At 58.4% G+C, this 17,202-nt stretch carries 17 protein-coding genes; 15 read left to right on the top strand and 2 right to left on the bottom strand.

The annotated features are described in order from the left end of the window. Positions 1–56 precede the first annotated feature (56 nt). The 7 genes from AACY49_RS02840 (at position 57) to ispD (ending at position 7,837) form a co-directional block, all read left to right on the top strand. A complete protein-coding gene (locus tag AACY49_RS02840) occupies positions 57–1,004 on the top strand; it encodes an acetyl-CoA carboxylase carboxyltransferase subunit alpha (protein WP_258697353.1) in 948 nt (315 codons plus the stop codon). Between the two features lie 147 nt (positions 1,005–1,151). Beyond that, entirely contained in the window at positions 1,152–2,480 is a 1,329-nt protein-coding gene (gene tilS, locus AACY49_RS02835) for a tRNA lysidine(34) synthetase TilS (protein WP_339521554.1), read from the top strand. 274 nt (positions 2,481–2,754) lie between these two features. Beyond that, positions 2,755–4,386, top strand: coding sequence for a CTP synthase (locus AACY49_RS02830; RefSeq protein WP_258697351.1), 1,632 nt, complete (start codon positions 2,755–2,757; stop codon positions 4,384–4,386). Positions 4,387–4,391: 5 nt separating this feature from the next. Then, on the top strand, positions 4,392–5,237 hold the full coding sequence (kdsA, locus tag AACY49_RS02825; protein ID WP_339521553.1) for a 3-deoxy-8-phosphooctulonate synthase: 846 nt from the start codon (positions 4,392–4,394) through the stop codon (positions 5,235–5,237). Between the two features lie 156 nt (positions 5,238–5,393). Beyond that, a complete protein-coding gene (gene eno / locus AACY49_RS02820) occupies positions 5,394–6,683 on the top strand; it encodes a phosphopyruvate hydratase (protein WP_093436567.1) in 1,290 nt (429 codons plus the stop codon). Positions 6,684–6,854: 171 nt separating this feature from the next. Next, positions 6,855–7,133, top strand: a complete 279-nt coding sequence (gene ftsB, locus AACY49_RS02815) for a cell division protein FtsB (RefSeq protein WP_007907178.1) — start codon at positions 6,855–6,857, stop codon at positions 7,131–7,133. Next, positions 7,130–7,837: a 2-C-methyl-D-erythritol 4-phosphate cytidylyltransferase gene (gene ispD, locus AACY49_RS02810; RefSeq protein ID WP_339521552.1), complete on the top strand. Its 708-nt coding sequence runs from the start codon at positions 7,130–7,132 to the stop codon at positions 7,835–7,837. The genes ftsB and ispD overlap by 4 nt, the downstream gene beginning before the upstream one ends. Before the next feature lie 103 nt (positions 7,838–7,940). Here ispD and AACY49_RS02805 read toward each other — a convergent pair whose 3' ends face one another. Further along, positions 7,941–8,837, bottom strand: a complete 897-nt coding sequence (locus AACY49_RS02805) for a LysR substrate-binding domain-containing protein (protein ID WP_258697348.1) — start codon at positions 8,835–8,837, stop codon at positions 7,941–7,943. A 106-nt stretch (positions 8,838–8,943) separates the two neighbouring features. Here AACY49_RS02805 and AACY49_RS02800 point away from each other — a divergent pair, with 106 nt between their 5' ends. The 8 genes from AACY49_RS02800 to rpoS all read left to right on the top strand — a co-directional run bounded on the left by AACY49_RS02800 (position 8,944) and on the right by rpoS (position 16,245). Beyond that, the gene (locus tag AACY49_RS02800; protein WP_018927002.1) at positions 8,944–10,056 is read left to right on the top strand and encodes an S-(hydroxymethyl)glutathione dehydrogenase/class III alcohol dehydrogenase; all 1,113 of its coding nucleotides are present in this window, start codon (positions 8,944–8,946) and stop codon (positions 10,054–10,056) included. An 8-nt stretch (positions 10,057–10,064) separates the two neighbouring features. Next, positions 10,065–10,910, top strand: coding sequence for an S-formylglutathione hydrolase (gene fghA / locus AACY49_RS02795; RefSeq protein ID WP_258697347.1), 846 nt, complete (start codon positions 10,065–10,067; stop codon positions 10,908–10,910). A gap of 212 nt (positions 10,911–11,122) precedes the next feature. Continuing rightward, positions 11,123–11,596 carry a 2-C-methyl-D-erythritol 2,4-cyclodiphosphate synthase gene (gene ispF / locus AACY49_RS02790; protein ID WP_018927000.1) on the top strand — a complete coding sequence of 158 codons (474 nt, stop codon included), beginning with the start codon at positions 11,123–11,125 and terminating at the stop codon, positions 11,594–11,596. Continuing rightward, the gene (truD, locus tag AACY49_RS02785; RefSeq protein WP_258697346.1) at positions 11,593–12,651 is read left to right on the top strand and encodes a tRNA pseudouridine(13) synthase TruD; all 1,059 of its coding nucleotides are present in this window, start codon (positions 11,593–11,595) and stop codon (positions 12,649–12,651) included. The genes ispF and truD overlap by 4 nt, the downstream gene beginning before the upstream one ends. After that, on the top strand, positions 12,639–13,391 hold the full coding sequence (surE, locus tag AACY49_RS02780) for a 5'/3'-nucleotidase SurE (RefSeq protein ID WP_258697345.1): 753 nt from the start codon (positions 12,639–12,641) through the stop codon (positions 13,389–13,391). Before truD ends, surE begins: the two co-directional genes overlap by 13 nt. A gap of 38 nt (positions 13,392–13,429) precedes the next feature. Next, a complete protein-coding gene (locus tag AACY49_RS02775) occupies positions 13,430–14,065 on the top strand; it encodes a protein-L-isoaspartate(D-aspartate) O-methyltransferase (protein WP_173861137.1) in 636 nt (211 codons plus the stop codon). A gap of 208 nt (positions 14,066–14,273) precedes the next feature. Beyond that, complete coding sequence (locus AACY49_RS02770; protein WP_258697344.1) at positions 14,274–15,131, top strand: peptidoglycan DD-metalloendopeptidase family protein; 858 nt, start codon at positions 14,274–14,276, stop codon at positions 15,129–15,131. Positions 15,132–15,237: 106 nt separating this feature from the next. Then, positions 15,238–16,245, top strand: coding sequence for an RNA polymerase sigma factor RpoS (gene rpoS, locus AACY49_RS02765; protein WP_105340288.1), 1,008 nt, complete (start codon positions 15,238–15,240; stop codon positions 16,243–16,245). Between the two features lie 633 nt (positions 16,246–16,878). On the opposite strand, the gene fdxA is transcribed toward rpoS, so the two are convergent. Then, on the bottom strand, positions 16,879–17,202 hold the full coding sequence (gene fdxA / locus AACY49_RS02760) for a ferredoxin FdxA (protein WP_003222178.1): 324 nt from the start codon (positions 17,200–17,202) through the stop codon (positions 16,879–16,881).

Here is a 17,202-nt window from a genome sequence, read left to right as displayed (position 1 = left end):
GAATAGACAACCGGCCGGCCCAAGCTCTCTTGGACGTCGACCCAAGACGGACGCCTATGAACCCGAATTTCCTGGATTTCGAACAGCCGATCGCCGACCTGCAAGCCAAGATCGAAGAGTTGCGCTTGGTCGGTAATGACAATTCGCTGAATATCGGCGATGAGATTTCCCGCCTGCAGGACAAGAGCAACACGCTGACCGAAGACATCTTCGGCAAGCTGACCAGCTGGCAGATCGCGCGTCTGGCGCGTCACCCGAAACGTCCGTACACCCTGGACTACATCGAACACATCTTCACTGAGTTCGATGAACTGCATGGCGACCGTCACTTCTCCGACGACGCTGCCATTGTTGGCGGTGTTGCCCGTCTGGACGACCAGCCGGTGATGATCATCGGTCACCAGAAAGGCCGTGAAGTGCGCGAGAAAGTTCGCCGCAACTTCGGCATGCCGCGCCCTGAGGGCTATCGCAAGGCGTGCCGCCTGATGGAAATGGCCGAGCGTTTCAAAATGCCGATCCTGACCTTCATCGACACCCCGGGCGCTTACCCGGGCATCGATGCCGAAGAGCGCAACCAGAGCGAAGCGATTGCCTGGAACCTGCGCGTCATGGCTCGCCTGAAAACCCCAATCATCGCCACCGTGATCGGTGAGGGTGGTTCCGGTGGTGCACTGGCAATCGGCGTCTGCGATCAGCTGAACATGCTGCAATACTCGACCTACGCGGTGATTTCGCCGGAAGGTTGTGCCTCGATTCTGTGGAAAACTTCCGAGAAAGCTCCAGATGCCGCTGAAGCCATGGGCATCACTGCCGAGCGCCTGAAAGGCCTGGGCATTGTCGATAAAGTGATCAGCGAGCCGTTGGGCGGCGCTCATCGTGATCCGGCCGCTGCCGCTGCCTCGATCCGTGCCGAGCTGAGCTCGCAACTGGCGATGCTGAAGAAGTTCGACAACGACGCGCTGCTGGCCCGCCGTTACGAGCGTCTGATGAGCTACGGTCTCTGATCTGACGCAGATTCGGCTGACCATAGAAAAAACTGTGGGAGCGGGCTTGCCCGCGAAAGCGATGTAACATTCAACGAATGTGTTGGCTGTTACGCCGCCTTCGCGGGCAAGCCCGCTCCCACATTTGATTTGTGCGAAGTGATCGATATGAGTCAGCCCACGATTGATCTGCCTGCCAGGCTCCTGCGCAACCTCACGCCTTGGCGCAATGCTACAACCTGGCGCGTCGCTTTCTCCGGTGGTCTTGATTCCACCGTCCTGCTGCACCTTCTCGCGCACCTTGCGAAAACCCAATCCCTGCCGGCGCTGACCGCCATTCATGTCCACCACGGCCTTCAGGCTGCGGCTGATGCGTGGCCGGATCATTGTCAGTCGGTCTGTGATGCGTTGGGAGTGCCGCTGGAGGTTGTGCGCGTTCAGGTTGAGCCTGGCGCAAGCCTTGAGCGTGCGGCGCGGGATGCGCGTTATGGCGCCTTCATCGCGGCAACTTGCGCCGGTGAAGTGCTGCTCACTGGCCAGCACCGTGACGATCAGGCGGAAACCCTGTTGTTTCGGCTCTTGCGTGGGGCTGGAGTGAGAGGTTTGTCGGGAATGCCGAGCGAGCGTCCGTTGGGGCGGGGGCATCTGCTACGGCCGCTGCTTGATGTCACTCGCGCCGAGCTTGAGGCCTACGCAACTGAACATCAGTTGAGCTGGATCGAAGATCCTTCGAACCAGGACCGACAGTTCTCGCGCAATTACCTGCGCCATCAGGTGTTCCCCGTGTTGACCGCACGCTGGCCGCAAGCGGTGGCGACCATGGCTCGCAGCGCCGCGCATCTGAGTGAAGCCCAGGGCTTGCTCGACGACTTGGCACAAATCGATCTGGCCCACGCCAGTACCGTCAGTGATTTCGATTGGCTGGGTTTGCCATCGCTGGAGCTGGCGCCACTGGAAACACTCTCTGATGCGCGCCAGCGCAACGCGTTAAGTCATTGGCTCAAACCGCTGACATCTTTGCCAGACAGTGACCATTGGTCGGGTTGGGAGAGTTTGCGCGATGCGACCGGTGATGCGCGTCCCGTCTGGCGGCTGGCGACGGGTGAGCTGCATCGGGCCGGTGGGCGTCTCTGGTGGTTGTCAGGTGGTTGGCTGCGTACGCTATCCTCTCCGGTATCCTGGGCTGATCCCTCGGTATCACTGGCGTTGCCGGATAACGGTGTGCTCACACTCACCGGTCAGATCCCCGATGGCCCGTTGCAGATTCGCTATCGTGAGGGCGGCGAGGTCATGAATCTGCCCGATCGCGGCCACCGTGACTTGAAGCGTTTGCTCAACGAAAGCGGCCTGCCGAGCTTCGCCCGTGGCAGATTGCCGCTGGTCTACAGAGGCGAGCAATTGCTGGCGGTGGCGAACCTGCGGGGGCTAAATGGCGATGTACAGGGTGGCTGGTATTTGCATTGGCAGCCGCTGATCGAAGATCTAGGTTTGAGCTGAAAGGGGCTTTCCGGTAGACTACGCTCCCTTCTTGATACAACTTCTGTGGATTCGCCTGAATCGCAGGAGTTGCCGATTACCAAGCAGTCTTTGCTGGGCGATTCCAAAAAATGTGTAGCGAGCAACCTACCGGTGTTTCATCTGCCGGTCTGTCCCAACGCGGCGGTTTTTTTGAAAGGTGCACTGTGATTAATGCAGGTGATCGGGGGCTTCGGCCTTCCTTCGCTTTCCCCGGCGGCTCGGACCGCTTTAACGCAGACTTCTAGGGTTTTTCATGACGCGCTACATATTCGTCACGGGCGGTGTTGTTTCTTCATTGGGGAAAGGCATTGCCTCGGCTTCATTGGCGGCCATCCTGGAGGCGCGGGGACTTAAGGTCACCATGCTGAAGCTGGACCCGTACATCAACGTTGACCCGGGCACCATGAGCCCGTTCCAGCACGGTGAAGTGTTCGTCACCCACGACGGCGCCGAGACCGACCTGGACCTGGGCCACTACGAGCGGTTCATCCGCACGACCATGACCCAGAACAACAACTTCACTACCGGTCGTGTCTACGAACACGTCCTGCGCAAAGAGCGCCGTGGTGATTACCTTGGCGCAACCATTCAGGTGATCCCGCACATCACCGACGAAATCAAGCGCCGGATCATCAAGGGCGCCGGCGATGCCGACGTGGCCATGGTCGAGATCGGTGGCACCGTGGGTGACATCGAGTCGCAACCGTTCCTCGAAGCGATCCGTCAATTGCGTTTCGAAGTGGGCGCCAAGCGCGCGATGCTGATGCACCTGACGCTGGTGCCGTACATCGCCACTGCCGGCGAAACCAAAACCAAGCCGACCCAGCACTCGGTCAAGGAACTGCGTTCCATTGGCCTGCAACCAGACGTGCTGGTATGCCGTTCCGATCACCCGATCGATATCTCTTCGCGTCGCAAGATCGCGCAGTTCACCAACGTTGAAGAACGTGCGGTGATCGCGCTGGAAGACGCCGACACCATCTACAAGATCCCGGGCATTCTGCACTCCCAGGGCCTGGATGATTTCGTCGTCGAGCGTTTCGGCCTGCAATGCGACAGCGCCGATCTGTCCGAGTGGGAAGCGGTGGTTGACGCCAAGCTGAACCCGGAGCACGAAGTCACCATCGCCATGGTCGGCAAGTACATGGAACTGCTGGACGCCTACAAGTCGCTGATCGAAGCGATGAGTCACGCCGGCATCAGCAACCGCACCAAGGTCAACCTGCGCTATATCGATTCCGAAGACATCGAAAACCAGGGCACCGCGCTGCTGGAAGGCGTCGACGCGATTCTGGTACCAGGCGGCTTCGGTCTGCGTGGTGTCGAAGGCAAGATCACTGCCGTTCAATACGCTCGCGAAAACAAGGTTCCGTACCTGGGCATCTGCCTGGGCATGCAAGTGGCCGTCATCGAGTTCGCTCGTAACGTCATGGGCTGGAAAGACGCCAACTCCACCGAGTTCGATCGCACCAGCGGTCACCCGGTCGTGGGTCTGATCACCGAATGGGAAGACGCCACCGGCGCAGTCGAAATCCGTACCGAAGCGTCCGATCTGGGCGGCACCATGCGCCTCGGCGCTCAGGATTGCCTGCTTGAGCCAGGTTCCCTGGTGCACGATTGCTACGCCAAGGACGTGATCGTCGAGCGTCACCGTCATCGCTACGAAGTGAACAACAACCTGCTGCCGCAAATCATGGAAGCCGGTCTGAAAATCTCCGGTCGCTCCGGTGATGGCGCGTTGGTTGAAGTGGTCGAAGCACCGGATCACCCATGGTTCGTCGCTTGCCAGTTCCACCCTGAGTTCACCTCTACTCCACGCGACGGTCACCCGTTGTTCAGCGGTTTCGTCAAAGCCGCTTTGGCTCAACATCAGAAGAAGGCTTGAACTTCATGGCGCAGAAAATCATCCGTGTAGGCAACATCGAGATCGCTAACGACAAGCCGATGGTGCTGTTCGGTGGCATGAACGTACTGGAAAGCCGCGACATGGCGATGCAGGTCTGCGAAGAGTACGTAAAGGTGACCGAGAAACTCGGTATCCCTTACGTGTTCAAGGCCAGTTTCGACAAGGCCAACCGTTCCTCTGTGACCTCTTACCGTGGCCCTGGCCTGGAAGAGGGCATGCGAATTTTCCAGGACATCAAGCAAGCCTTCGGCGTGCCGATCATCACCGACGTTCACGAGCCTGATCAGGCTGCGGTCGTGGCTGAAGTCTGCGACATCATCCAGCTGCCGGCCTTCCTTTCGCGTCAGACCGACCTCGTGGTTGCGATGGCCAAGACCGGCGCGGTGATCAACATCAAGAAAGCCCAGTTCCTCGCGCCTCAGGAAATGAAACACATCCTGAACAAATGCGTAGAAGCCGGTAACGATCAGTTGATCCTCTGCGAGCGTGGTTCGAGCTTCGGCTACAACAACCTGGTCGTCGACATGCTCGGCTTCGGCATCATGAAGCAGTTCGAATACCCGGTGTTCTTCGACGTGACCCACGCGCTGCAAATGCCTGGCGGTCGCTCCGATTCCGCTGGCGGTCGTCGTGCCCAGGTCACCGACCTGGCCAAGGCCGGCATGAGCCAGTCGCTGGCCGGGCTGTTCCTCGAAGCCCACCCGGACCCGGACAACGCCAAATGCGACGGCCCTTGCGCCTTGCGTCTGGACAAACTGGAACCCTTCCTGGCCCAGCTCAAAGCACTGGACGAACTGGTGAAGGGTTTTCCGACGGTAGAAACCGCGTAAACCTCGATTCTCCGGTAAAGTACCGCACGGTTTAATGCTCAGGCCCTCGGGCTTGAGCCTTATCGTCCGCAAGCCTGCCCGCTGTCTGTCGCTTGCCGACGATAAAAGATTTCCTTCAGCTGCGTCGTTTTCGTCAACTTTGGAGTGTTTACAACAATGGCAAAAATCGTCGACATCAAAGGTCGTGAAGTTCTCGACTCCCGTGGCAATCCCACTGTGGAAGCAGACGTGCTTCTCGATAACGGCATCATCGGCAGCGCTTGCGCGCCGTCCGGTGCTTCCACTGGCTCGCGTGAAGCGCTCGAGCTGCGTGATGGCGACAAGAGCCGTTACCTGGGCAAGGGCGTGCTCAAGGCTGTAGCCAATATCAACGGTCCGATTCGCGACCTGTTGCTGGGTACAGACCCAAGCGACCAGAAAGCGCTGGATCACGCGATGATCAAGCTCGACGGCACCGAAAACAAAGCGACCCTGGGCGCCAACGCGATCCTCGCCGTTTCCCTGGCCGCGGCCAAGGCAGCAGCACAGGACCAGGACCTGCCGCTGTACGCACACATTGCCAACCTGAACGGCACCCCAGGCGTCTACTCGATGCCGGTTCCGATGATGAACATCATCAACGGTGGCGAGCACGCCGATAACAACGTCGACATCCAGGAATTCATGGTTCAGCCGGTTGGCGCCAAGTCTTTCTCGGAAGGTCTGCGCATGGGCACCGAGATTTTCCATCACCTCAAAGCCGTTCTGAAGGCTCGTGGCCTGAGCACTGCCGTTGGTGACGAAGGTGGTTTCGCGCCGAACCTGGCCTCCAACGAAGACGCTTTGAAAGTGATCTCCGAAGCCGTGGCCAACGCCGGTTACAAGCTGGGCACCGACGTGACCCTGGCGCTGGACTGCGCGGCCAGCGAATTCTACGAAGACGGCAAGTACAACCTGTCCGGCGAAGGCCAGGTGTTCACCGCTGAAGGTTTCGCCGACTACCTGAAAGGTCTGACCGAGCGTTATCCGATCATCTCCATCGAAGACGGTCTGGACGAGTCCGACTGGGCTGGCTGGAAAATCCTCACCGACAAGATCGGCGAGAAGACTCAGCTGGTTGGCGACGACCTGTTCGTGACCAACACCAAGATCCTGAAAGAAGGCATCGACAAAAAGATCGCCAACTCGATCCTGATCAAGTTCAACCAGATCGGCACTCTGACCGAAACCCTGGAAGCCATCCAGATGGCCAAGGCCGCTGGTTACACCGCCGTGATCTCGCACCGCTCCGGCGAAACCGAAGATTCGACCATTGCCGACCTGGCCGTGGGCACCTCGGCTGGCCAGATCAAAACCGGTTCTCTGTGCCGTTCCGACCGCGTTTCCAAGTACAACCAACTGCTGCGTATCGAAGAGCAGTTGAATGGCAAAGCCAAGTACAACGGCCGTAGCGAGTTCCGCGGCTGAGTGGTAAACGATAAAAAGACACCGGATTGTGTCGGAAAAATCGCAGCAGCGATGGATTTGCCACTAATCTGATGCCTTAAGAGCACAAGCCTGGTTCTTCCAGGCTTCGTGCTATCAGAAGCTTCAAAGTTTTGGCATGGCTGTCTTTTTTCACTGGATACCTGATATTCGATGCGCAGTCCCAATTGGTTGTTCCTCGTCTTGCTCTTGCTGCTGGCTGGCCTGCAGTACCGCCTGTGGGTGGGTAATGGCAGTCTGGCGCAAGTGGCCGAGCTGAAGCAGCAGATTGCGGACCAACATGCCGAGAACGAGGCGCTGCTGGAACGCAATCGGGTGATGGATGCCGAAGTCAGCGAATTGAAAAAGGGCATGGAGACCGTTGAAGAGCGGGCTCGCCATGAGTTGGGCATGGTCAAGGACGGTGAAACCCTTTACCAGTTGGCCCAATGATGGAGTCGTTACCGGCCTTCTGGGCCGTGATTCCTGCCGCGGGTGTCGGTGCCCGTATGGCCGCGGACCGTCCCAAGCAATACTTGCAGCTGGGCGGGCGCACTATTCTGGAACACAGTCTTGGCTGTTTTCTCGATCATCCTTCCCTGAAGGGGTTGGTGGTCAGTCTTGCTATCGACGATCCTTACTGGCCGAACCTGGCGTGTGCTGCCGATCCGCGTATTCAGCGGGTTGAAGGTGGCGCCGAGCGTTCCGGGTCGGTGCTCAATGCCTTGCTGCATCTGCATGCCCAAGGCGCTGACGATGAGGATTGGGTGTTGGTTCACGATGCTGCGCGACCGAATCTGGCGCGTGATGATCTCGATAAATTGCTCAGTGAGCTGGTCGACGATCCGGTGGGTGGTCTGTTGGCGGTGCCTGCGCGCGATACCCTCAAGCGGGTCGACCAGCATGGGCGTGTGCTGGAAACGGTGGATCGCAGTGTGATCTGGCAGGCCTACACACCGCAGATGTTTCGCCTCGGCGCGTTGCATCGGGCGTTGGCGGACAGTCTGGTAGCGGACGTTGTCATCACCGATGAAGCTTCGGCCATGGAGTGGTCGGGCCAGGCGCCGCGCCTGATCGAAGGTCGATCCGATAACATCAAGGTCACTCGCCCCGAAGACCTTGAGTGGTTGCGGCAGCGTTGGGCTAACCGCCGTTAAAAGATCGCAGCCTTCGGCAGCTCCTACATTGATCGTGTGCGCCTCGGATTAACGGGTGTACTCGATACCTGTAGGAGCTGCCGCAGGCTGCGATCTTTTTATCTTAAGTTCGATACTCCGGCCGTTCGGCCAACCCCGCCTTCAAGTAATCCACCAACTTGCGCACCTTCGGCGACAGATGCCGTTGCTGTGGGTAAAGTGCCCACACGGCTGTATTCGGCGGTTGGTGGGCTTCCAGCAGCGAAATCAATTCGCCGTTTTTCAGGTGCTCCAGGACGTAGTAATCCGGCAGCTGACACAACCCAACCCCCTGTAGCGCGGCATCCAGCACCGCTTGCCCACTGTTGCAGCGCCAGTTTCCCTGTACTCGCTGGGAAAATTCCCGCCCGTTCTGTTCCAGTTGCCAGATATCCGAGCTGCCGATGAGGCAGTTATGGCGGCTCAGTTCCGACAAACTGTGTGGGCGACCATACCGCTCCAGGTAAGACGGCGAGGCGCACAGGTACATGCGTCGTGGTGCCAGACGTGTCGCGACCAATCTTGAATCCTGCAGACGGCCGAGGCGGATGGCCAGGTCCAGGCCTTCATGCACCAGATCGAGCGGATGATTGCTCAGTTCGATGTCAACGCGTAGTTGCGGATACAGCCCCATGAAACGAGTGACCAGAGGCACGATGAATCGCTCGCCGTAAGCCACGGCGCAGGTCATGCGCAACATACCTTTGGGTTCGCTGGTCAAATCACCGACGGCTCGCAACGCTTCTTCGCGACCGTCCTGCAGGCGCTGGCAATGTTGCAGAAAGGTTTGCCCGGCCTCGGTCAGCGTGACCCGACGGGTGCTGCGATAGAGCAAACGGGTTTGCAGGCGCTCTTCCAGCCGTACGATTTGGCGACTGATGTGGGAGGAAGACACCCCAAGGCGTTCAGCCGCGGCAGTGAATTGGCTGCATTCGGCGACGGCGACGAACTCGTCGATACCTTCCCAGCGGTTTTCGGACATCAGGATTATCCCTGTATGGCAATAATGTTTTGCTTTTGTGCCGATTATTCATCGCAAGCAGCTGTATTACACTCCCTGTCTTGTTTTTATTCACTGGAGAGTCAGCATGATCAAGTCGCGCGCCGCCGTAGCCTTCGAGGCCAAGAAACCCCTCGAGATCGTTGAAGTCGATGTCGCCATGCCCAAGGCCGGTGAAGTTCTGCTGCGCGTGGTCGCTTCCGGTGTCTGCCATACCGATGCCTACACCCTCTCGGGCGCGGACCCGGAAGGCATTTTTCCTTCGATTCTGGGGCATGAAGGTGGCGCGGTGGTTGAAGCGATCGGCGAGGGCGTGACGTCGGTCGCGGTCGGTGACCATGTGATCCCGCTGTACACCCCGGAATGTGGCAAGTGCAAATTCTGTCTGTCGGGCAAAACCAACCTCTGCCAAGCCATTCGTGCGACGCAGGGTAAAGGCCTGATGCCGGATGGCACTTCGCGTTTTTCCTACAAGGGCGAAACGATTTTCCACTACATGGGGACCTCGACATTTTCCGAGTACACCGTGCTGCCGGAAATCTCCGTGGCCAAAATTCCTAAAGAAGCGCCGCTGGAAAAGGTCTGCCTGCTGGGCTGTGGCGTCACCACCGGCATTGGCGCGGTGATCAACACCGCCAAGGTCAAGCCGGGCGACACGGTTGCCATCTTCGGTCTGGGCGGCATCGGTCTGTCGGCTGTGATCGGTGCGGTCAAAGCCAAGGCCGGGCGGATCATCGCTATCGATATCAACCCGGCCAAGTTCGAGATCGCCAGGCAGTTGGGTGCTACCGATTGTGTAAACCCGAAAGATTTCGATCGTCCGATTCAGGAAGTGATCGTCGACATGACCGATGGCGGCGTCGACTTTTCCTTCGAATGCATCGGCAACGTCCAATTGATGCGTGCTGCACTTGAGTGCTGCCACAAGGGTTGGGGGGAGTCGGTGATCATCGGCGTGGCCGGCGCCGGTCAGGAAATCTCCACCCGTCCATTCCAGCTGGTGACCGGTCGTGTCTGGCGCGGTTCGGCATTCGGTGGCGTGCGCGGTCGTACCGAGTTGCCAAGCTATGTTGAAATGGCCCAGACCGGCGAGATCCCGCTGGATACCTTCATTACCCACACCATGGGGCTGGAAGATATCAACAAGGCATTCGACCTGATGCATGAAGGCAAAAGCATCCGTAGCGTCATCCATTTCTGAGGTCGGTCATGAGCCTGGAAAATATCTCCTGCCAGAAAAGCTTCGGCGGCTGGCACAAACGCTACCGGCACCGCTCCGATGTACTTGGCTGCGACATGGTGTTTGCCGTGTACCTGCCGCCGCAAGCGGAGCAGGGCGGCAAATTGCCGGTGCTGTACTGGTTGTCCGGCCTGACCTGCACCGACGAGAACTTCATGCAGAAGGCCGGCGCCATGCGCATGGCCGCCGAGCTTGGGCTGATCATCGTCGCACCGGACACCAGCCCACGCGGTCCCGACGTGCCGGGTGATCCGGACGGCGCCTGGGACTTCGGTCTCGGTGCCGGGTTTTATCTGAATGCCACGCAGGAACCGTGGTCCCGGCATTATCGGATGCATGACTATGTCGTGCAGGAATTGCCGGCATTGGTCGAAGCGCATTTCCCGGCATCGGACAAGCGTGGCATCAGCGGTCACTCCATGGGTGGTCACGGTGCGCTGGTTTGCGCGTTGCGCAACCCGGGGCGTTATCTGTCGGTGTCGGCGTTCTCGCCGATCAACAATCCGATGGATTGCCCATGGGGTCAGAAAGCCTTTTCCCGGTACCTGGGGGAAGACCGTTCGAAATGGCGCGAATGGGATGCCTGCGCGCTGATCGCCGAGGCTGACGAGAAGCTGCCGCTGTTGGTCGACCAAGGTGATCGAGACGATTTCCTGGCTACCCAGCTCAAGCCTGAGGCCTTGCAACAGACGGCCAAACTGGCTGGTCATCCGCTGACGTTGCGCTTGCAACCCGGCTACGACCATAGCTATTTCTTCATTGCCAGCTTTGTCGAGGACCACTTGCAACATCATGGGCGTGCGCTAAGCGCGTAGGGGCTGTTGACGTTCGGTGACGGCCGCGTTGCGCGCCAAGTTGCGCGATGCTGCGTTGCGGGATTTGCCAAGGGAACAACCATTGGCTGCATCCCGCGCCTTGCCTCGCACAACTTGGCACTGCAATGCGGCTCGCCACCAAACGTCAACAGACCCTAATGTCCGACAAAGCAGGTAGAATCACGCCCTGACAAAAATCGGGGCGTTTTTTTATGCGTATTGGCCACGGCTATGATGTGCACCGTTTCGGTGAAGGCGATTTCATCACGCTGGGCGGTGTGCGGATTGCACACAGCTTCGGGCTGCTTGCCCATTCCGACGGTGATGTCCTGCTGCACGCCTTGAGCGATGCCTTGCTCGGTGCTGCCGCATTGGGTGATATCGGTAAGCACTTCCCGGACACCGACCCGCAATTCAAGGGCGCCGACAGCCGTGCGCTGTTGCGTCATGTCGTCGCACTGATCCACGCCAAGGGCTGGAAAGTCGGCAACGTCGATAACACCATCGTCGCCCAGGCCCCGAAAATGGCCCCGCATATCGAATCGATGCGCGCGCTGATTGCCGCAGATCTTCAAGTTGAGTTGGATCAAGTGAATGTGAAAGCTACCACCACCGAAAAGCTTGGCTTTGTCGGTCGCGAAGAGGGCATTGCCGTGCACTCCGTTGCCTTGTTGCTGCGCGCATGAACGAGGCGCAATTGCTCGGCCCGCGGGCCTATGGTCAAGCCCTCGGCAGCGCGGTTCTGAAAGCCACGGCGGAAGATTTCCAGGTCGACGAAGTCCTCGATATTCCCCTGAGCGGCGACGGCGAACACCTGTGGATCTGGGTGGAAAAGCGCGGTCTGAATACCGAAGAAGCGGCGCGGCGGATCGCCAAGGCGGCGGGCGTGCCGTTGCGTACCGTCAGCTATGCGGGGCTCAAGGACCGTCAGGCGCTGACTCGCCAGTGGTTCAGCGTGCAACTGCCGGGCAAGGCCGATCCAGATCTGTCGGCGGCGGAAAACGATACGCTGAAAATCCTCAAGACCGGTCGGCATAAACGCAAACTGCAACGCGGAGCCCATTCGGCCAACGGTTTCACCTTGCGTTTGACCCAGTTCAGCGGTGACAAGGCGGCGATCGAAGAGCGTCTGCAACTGATCGCCACGAAAGGTATTCCCAATTATTTCGGCGCCCAGCGGTTCGGCTTTGACGGCGGCAACGTCGTCGATGCCCGTGCCTGGGCGGCGCGCAAGGCCCTGCCGGAGCAACGCAATGTGCGTTCGCGGCTGCTTTCCACTGCGCGCAGTTTTCTGTTCAATCAAGTGTTGGCGGCGCGCGTCGCCGATGGCACCTGGCAGCGCGCTCAGGTGGGCGATCTGTTGGCGTTCACCGACAGCCGCAGCTTCTTCCCGGCGGGTGAAGCCGAGTGCAGCGACCCGCGTTTGGCGATTCTCGACCTGCACCCGACCGGCCCGCAGTGGGGCGAAGGTGACTCGCCCGCGGCGGGCGCTGTCCATGAATTGGAACAGGCGATCGCCGCGCGCGAAGCGGATCTGCGCGATTGGTTGATCAACGCCGGAATGAGCCACGAACGTCGCATCCTGCGGCTGCCCATTGGCGGGTTGACGTGGCATTATCCCTCGCTGGACATTCTACAACTGGAATTCGTCCTGCCGGCCGGATGCTTCGCCACCGTATTGGTGCGTGAACTCGTCGATCTGGTGCCGGTGGGGCAGACGGACAGCCCATGCGTATTCTGATTTCTAACGACGATGGGGTAGCCGCACCCGGTCTCGCCGCGCTTTATGCTGCGCTGGCGGATTACACCGAATGCGTGGTTATTGCCCCTGACCAGGACAAAAGTGGCGCCAGCAGCTCGCTGACGCTCGACCGTCCGTTGCACCCGCAAACCCTGGCCAACGGCTTTATCAGCCTCAACGGCACACCCACCGACTGCGTACACCTGGGCCTTAATGGTTTGCTGGAGTTCGAGCCGGACATGGTGGTTTCCGGTATCAACCTGGGGGCGAACCTGGGAGATGATGTGCTGTATTCCGGCACCGTGGCGGCGGCCCTTGAGGGGCGTTTTCTGGAGCGTCCTTCGTTTGCTTTTTCGTTCGTCTCACGGCAAGTAGAGAACCTTCCCACCGCCGCCTATTTTGCGCGCAAACTGGTGGAGGCTCACGCGGACCTGGATCTGCCACCGCGCACGGTACTGAACGTGAACATTCCCAACTTGCCGCTGGATCACATTCGCGGTATCCAGCTGACCCGTCTCGGTCATCGCGCCCGAGCGGCTGCGCCGATGAAAGTGGTTGATCCGCGCGGCAAGTCGGGTTACTGGATCGCCGCAGCGGGGGACGCTGAAGATGGCGGCCCGGGCACCGATTTCCATGCGGTGATGCAAGGCTATGTTTCAATCACGCCACTGCAACTGGATCGCACCTTCAATGATGCCTTCAGTTGTCTCGATGGCTGGCTGGAGGGGCTGCGCAAATGACTCGTGAACAAGACGACATTCTGCGTCGCGGCATCGGAATGACCTCTCAGCGAACCCGCGAGCGCCTGATTCAGCGTCTCTATGAAGAAGGGGTGTCCAACGCCAAGGTGCTGGAAGTCATCCGCCGCACGCCGCGTCACCTGTTCGTCGACGAGGCGCTGGCACACCGCGCCTATGAAGATACCGCGTTGCCGATCGGGCATAACCAGACCATTTCCCAGCCTTATATGGTGGCGCGCATGAGCGAGCTGCTGCTGGAGGCCGGTCCGCTGGACAAGGTACTGGAAATCGGTACCGGTTCGGGTTACCAGACGGCGGTGTTGTCGCAGCTGGTCGAGCGGGTTTTTTCCGTGGAGCGCATCAAGGTTTTGCAAGACCGGGCCAAGGAGCGCCTGGTGGAACTGAATTTGCGCAACGTGGTATTTCGCTGGGGCGATGGTTGGGAAGGCTGGCCGGCGCTGGCGCCTTACAACGGCATCATCGTCACCGCCGTGGCCACCGACGTGCCTCAGGCACTGCTCGATCAGTTGGCGCCGGGCGGGCGACTGGTGATTCCGGTCGGCTCCGGTGAGGTGCAGCAATTGATGCTGATCATCCGTGAAGAGCAGGGCTTTTCCAGGCGTGTTCTGGGGGCGGTACGCTTTGTGCCATTGCTCAACGGGCCGCTGGCCTGAGCATTTATTTTGGCGCGCTGAATTCTCTTCGATTGCCTGGGTCTTACAGCGGCATCGATTGGTTAAACGTTTCATCGTCAGGCAGCAAACGTGTGCGCCAAGCAAATCGCTTCATTAAAGGTAAAGCCTGTTCGGCCCGTTATACTTGCGACATTTTGTGCCGGAACACGGCAATTCATATTTTCAGCCACCACAAAGGGAGCGGCGGGTGAGTCTCACAGTCGTTGCGCAGCGAATGGGTATAACGAGCTTTCAGCGTCTGGTGACTGGCCTTGTCTTGAGTACCTTGCTGGTCGGTTGCTCCAGTACCAAATCGAGTAGTGTGGGAGTTGTCGAACGCAACAACGCGGTCGCCCAGCGTCCGGTCGTGACCACCGGCCAGTACGTTGTTCGACCCAAAGACACCTTGTTCTCCATCGCCTTTCGCTACGGTTGGGACTACAAAGCCCTCGCGGCAAGGAACAATATTCCTACGCCTTACACGATTCATCCGGGTCAGACGATTCGCTTTGACGGTCGCAGCGGTTCAACGCCAACGGCAGTCGTGAGTTCGTCCAGTTCCTCGCCTTCTTCGTCGAGTAAAACCACGGTAATCCGACGCCAGGCAAATGGCGAAACGACCAGTACAACGGTGCTTGCACCGTCCGTCGCCAGCAAGCCGGCACCCGCGCCACTGCCTCCTGCCGGTCCGGCCCCGACGGGCTGGGGGTGGCCTTCTAGTGGCATTCTCATTGGAAAATTCTCTTCAAACGGTAGTTTGAATAAAGGAATTGATATCGCCGGAGATTTGGGACAGCCTGTTTTAGCTGCGTCTGATGGGACGGTGGTATACGCCGGGAGTGGCTTAAGGGGCTACGGCGAATTAGTCATCATCAAACACAGCGATACCTACGTCAGTGCCTACGGTCATAACCGCAGGCTTTTGGTTCGGGAGGGGCAGCAGGTCAAAGTCGGACAGACAATTGCCGAAATGGGGTCAACGGGTACAGACCGGGTGAAACTGCATTTTGAGATTCGCCGACAAGGTAAGCCTGTAGATCCGCTGCAATTCCTGCCACGTCGTTGATTTGTGAGCCAGCCTGTTCCGTCACGTAGAGGGAACAGGCTCCAGCGTTGCCAGGGATAAAGGCGCCGCTTGAGCTTGAGGTCGAACTCACCAAAGGACTATAACAATGGCTCTCAGTAAAGAAGTGCCGGAGTTTGACATCGACGATGAGGTTCTCCTGATGGAGACCGGCATCGCTACGGATTCGATGTCGAATGATGAAGGGGATGCACCACCTTCCGTTCGTGCCAAATCCAGACACTCCGCTTCGCTAAAGCAACACAAGTACATCGACTACACTCGGGCACTCGATGCCACGCAGCTGTACCTCAACGAAATCGGCTTTTCCCCATTGCTCTCTCCGGAAGAAGAAGTTCATTTTGCGCGCTTGTCGCAAAGTGGCGACCCGGCCGGGCGCAAGCGCATGATTGAAAGCAACCTGCGGCTGGTGGTGAAAATCGCCCGGCGTTACGTCAATCGTGGGCTGTCGCTGCTGGACCTGATCGAAGAGGGCAACCTCGGCCTGATCCGGGCAGTGGAAAAGTTCGATCCCGAACGCGGCTTCCGTTTTTCGACCTACGCCACCTGGTGGATTCGTCAGACCATCGAGCGCGCGATCATGAATCAGACCCGGACCATCCGGTTGCCGATCCATGTGGTCAAAGAGCTCAACGTGTACCTGCGGGCTGCACGGGAGCTGACTCAAAAGCTCGACCACGAACCCTCACCCGAAGAAATCGCCAACCTGCTGGAGAAACCGGTAGGCGAGGTCAAGCGCATGCTCGGCCTGAACGAGCGGGTTTCTTCGGTCGACGTCTCGCTGGGTCCGGATTCGGATAAAACCCTGCTGGACACCCTTACCGACGACCGCCCAACCGATCCGTGCGAATTGTTACAGGACGACGACCTGTCGCAGAGCATCGATCAATGGCTCTCGGAACTGACCGACAAACAACGCGAGGTGGTCATACGCCGCTTCGGCTTGCGAGGTCACGAGAGCAGCACCCTTGAAGACGTCGGCCTGGAAATCGGCCTGACCCGGGAGCGGGTCAGGCAAATCCAGGTTGAAGGCCTCAAGCGTCTTCGGGAGATTCTTGAGAAAAACGGCCTGTCGAGTGAGTCGCTGTTCCAATAAGCCATTCGCTCAACCGGTAACAAAAAGCCCCGACTGGTTTGACTGGTTCGGGGCTTTTTGCTGTCTGGGATATGAGAGGTGCATTGTTTTTGGCGCCGCCTCAGGTTTGTAGTCTTGTGGTGTAAGTCTTTGCTTACTCTTTCGTAAGTGTTCACTATTTTTACACCCTGGCAGTTGTCTATTCAACGTGTGCTCACGGTTTATCTAGTTGATTTATATGATTATTTTTTTAGGTTAACGACATATTACAGGTAGTTTCAGCCATAAAGGCCGATTGCGCTTGGTGGGGAACGCTTTAGTATTTGAACTGTGTCGACGGATAGACACGCCCTTCAAGGATGAGGGGAATGGATATCGCAGGATGCGATTCATCAGGACGATGAAAAGGAACACAGGGAATAGGGAAGAAATGTGGGCGGGTCAAACCGCCCCTTTTTTTTGCCTGCAGAAAAGCAAAATATCAAAAGATCGCAGCCTGCGGCAGCTCCTACACAAACCACGTACACCCGTGATTTCGCGAACATGAGCAATCTCTGTAGGAGCTGCCGCAGGCTGCGATCTTTTGATCTTTCTTTTGATCTTTGAAAAAGCAAAAAGGCCCGCAAGGAGCCTTTTCGAGAACGCGGGGGGTAATCAGCGTTCGAGGTCTTTGATCTTGCCTTTGACGCCATCCCACTCTTCGGCATCAGGCAGCGATTCTTTCTTCTCGGTGATGTTGGGCCAGATTTCCGCCAGCTCAACGTTCAGCTGAATGAATTCCTGCATATCTTCCGGAACTTCATCTTCGGAGAAGATGGCCACGGCAGGGCATTCTGGCTCGCACAGTGCGCAGTCGATGCACTCATCCGGGTGAATCACCAGGAAGTTCGGGCCTTCGTAAAAGCAGTCCACCGGACAGACTTCTACGCAGTCGGTGTACTTGCACTTGATGCAGTTGTCGGTGACGACGAAGGTCAT

It is taken from the genome of Pseudomonas sp. EL_65y_Pfl2_R96 (assembly GCF_963970905.1).
GTDB lineage: Bacteria > Pseudomonadota > Gammaproteobacteria > Pseudomonadales > Pseudomonadaceae > Aquipseudomonas.
The sequence above is the reverse complement of the archived record's forward strand: the minus strand, read 5'-3'. Positions and strand labels throughout refer to the sequence as shown.

Bases quoted from the DNA above. Each gene is read 5' to 3' on its own strand.
- AACY49_RS02830 (WP_258697351.1), top strand. From the start codon at position 2,755: ATGACGCGCTACATATTCGTCACGGGCGGTGTTGTTTCTTCATTGGGG.
- AACY49_RS02805 (WP_258697348.1), bottom strand. From the start codon at position 8,837: ATGTCCGAAAACCGCTGGGAAGGTATCGACGAGTTCGTCGCCGTCGCC.
- AACY49_RS02840 (WP_258697353.1), top strand. From the start codon at position 57: ATGAACCCGAATTTCCTGGATTTCGAACAGCCGATCGCCGACCTGCAA.
- ispD (WP_339521552.1), top strand. From the start codon at position 7,130: ATGATGGAGTCGTTACCGGCCTTCTGGGCCGTGATTCCTGCCGCGGGT.
- eno (WP_093436567.1), top strand. From the start codon at position 5,394: ATGGCAAAAATCGTCGACATCAAAGGTCGTGAAGTTCTCGACTCCCGT.
- tilS (WP_339521554.1), top strand. From the start codon at position 1,152: ATGAGTCAGCCCACGATTGATCTGCCTGCCAGGCTCCTGCGCAACCTC.
- ftsB (WP_007907178.1), top strand. From the start codon at position 6,855: ATGCGCAGTCCCAATTGGTTGTTCCTCGTCTTGCTCTTGCTGCTGGCT.
- fdxA (WP_003222178.1), bottom strand. From the start codon at position 17,202: ATGACCTTCGTCGTCACCGACAACTGCATCAAGTGCAAGTACACCGAC.
- rpoS (WP_105340288.1), top strand. From the start codon at position 15,238: ATGGCTCTCAGTAAAGAAGTGCCGGAGTTTGACATCGACGATGAGGTT.
- ispF (WP_018927000.1), top strand. From the start codon at position 11,123: ATGCGTATTGGCCACGGCTATGATGTGCACCGTTTCGGTGAAGGCGAT.
- AACY49_RS02800 (WP_018927002.1), top strand. From the start codon at position 8,944: ATGATCAAGTCGCGCGCCGCCGTAGCCTTCGAGGCCAAGAAACCCCTC.
- kdsA (WP_339521553.1), top strand. From the start codon at position 4,392: ATGGCGCAGAAAATCATCCGTGTAGGCAACATCGAGATCGCTAACGAC.
- truD (WP_258697346.1), top strand. From the start codon at position 11,593: ATGAACGAGGCGCAATTGCTCGGCCCGCGGGCCTATGGTCAAGCCCTC.
- surE (WP_258697345.1), top strand. From the start codon at position 12,639: ATGCGTATTCTGATTTCTAACGACGATGGGGTAGCCGCACCCGGTCTC.
- AACY49_RS02775 (WP_173861137.1), top strand. From the start codon at position 13,430: ATGACCTCTCAGCGAACCCGCGAGCGCCTGATTCAGCGTCTCTATGAA.
- fghA (WP_258697347.1), top strand. From the start codon at position 10,065: ATGAGCCTGGAAAATATCTCCTGCCAGAAAAGCTTCGGCGGCTGGCAC.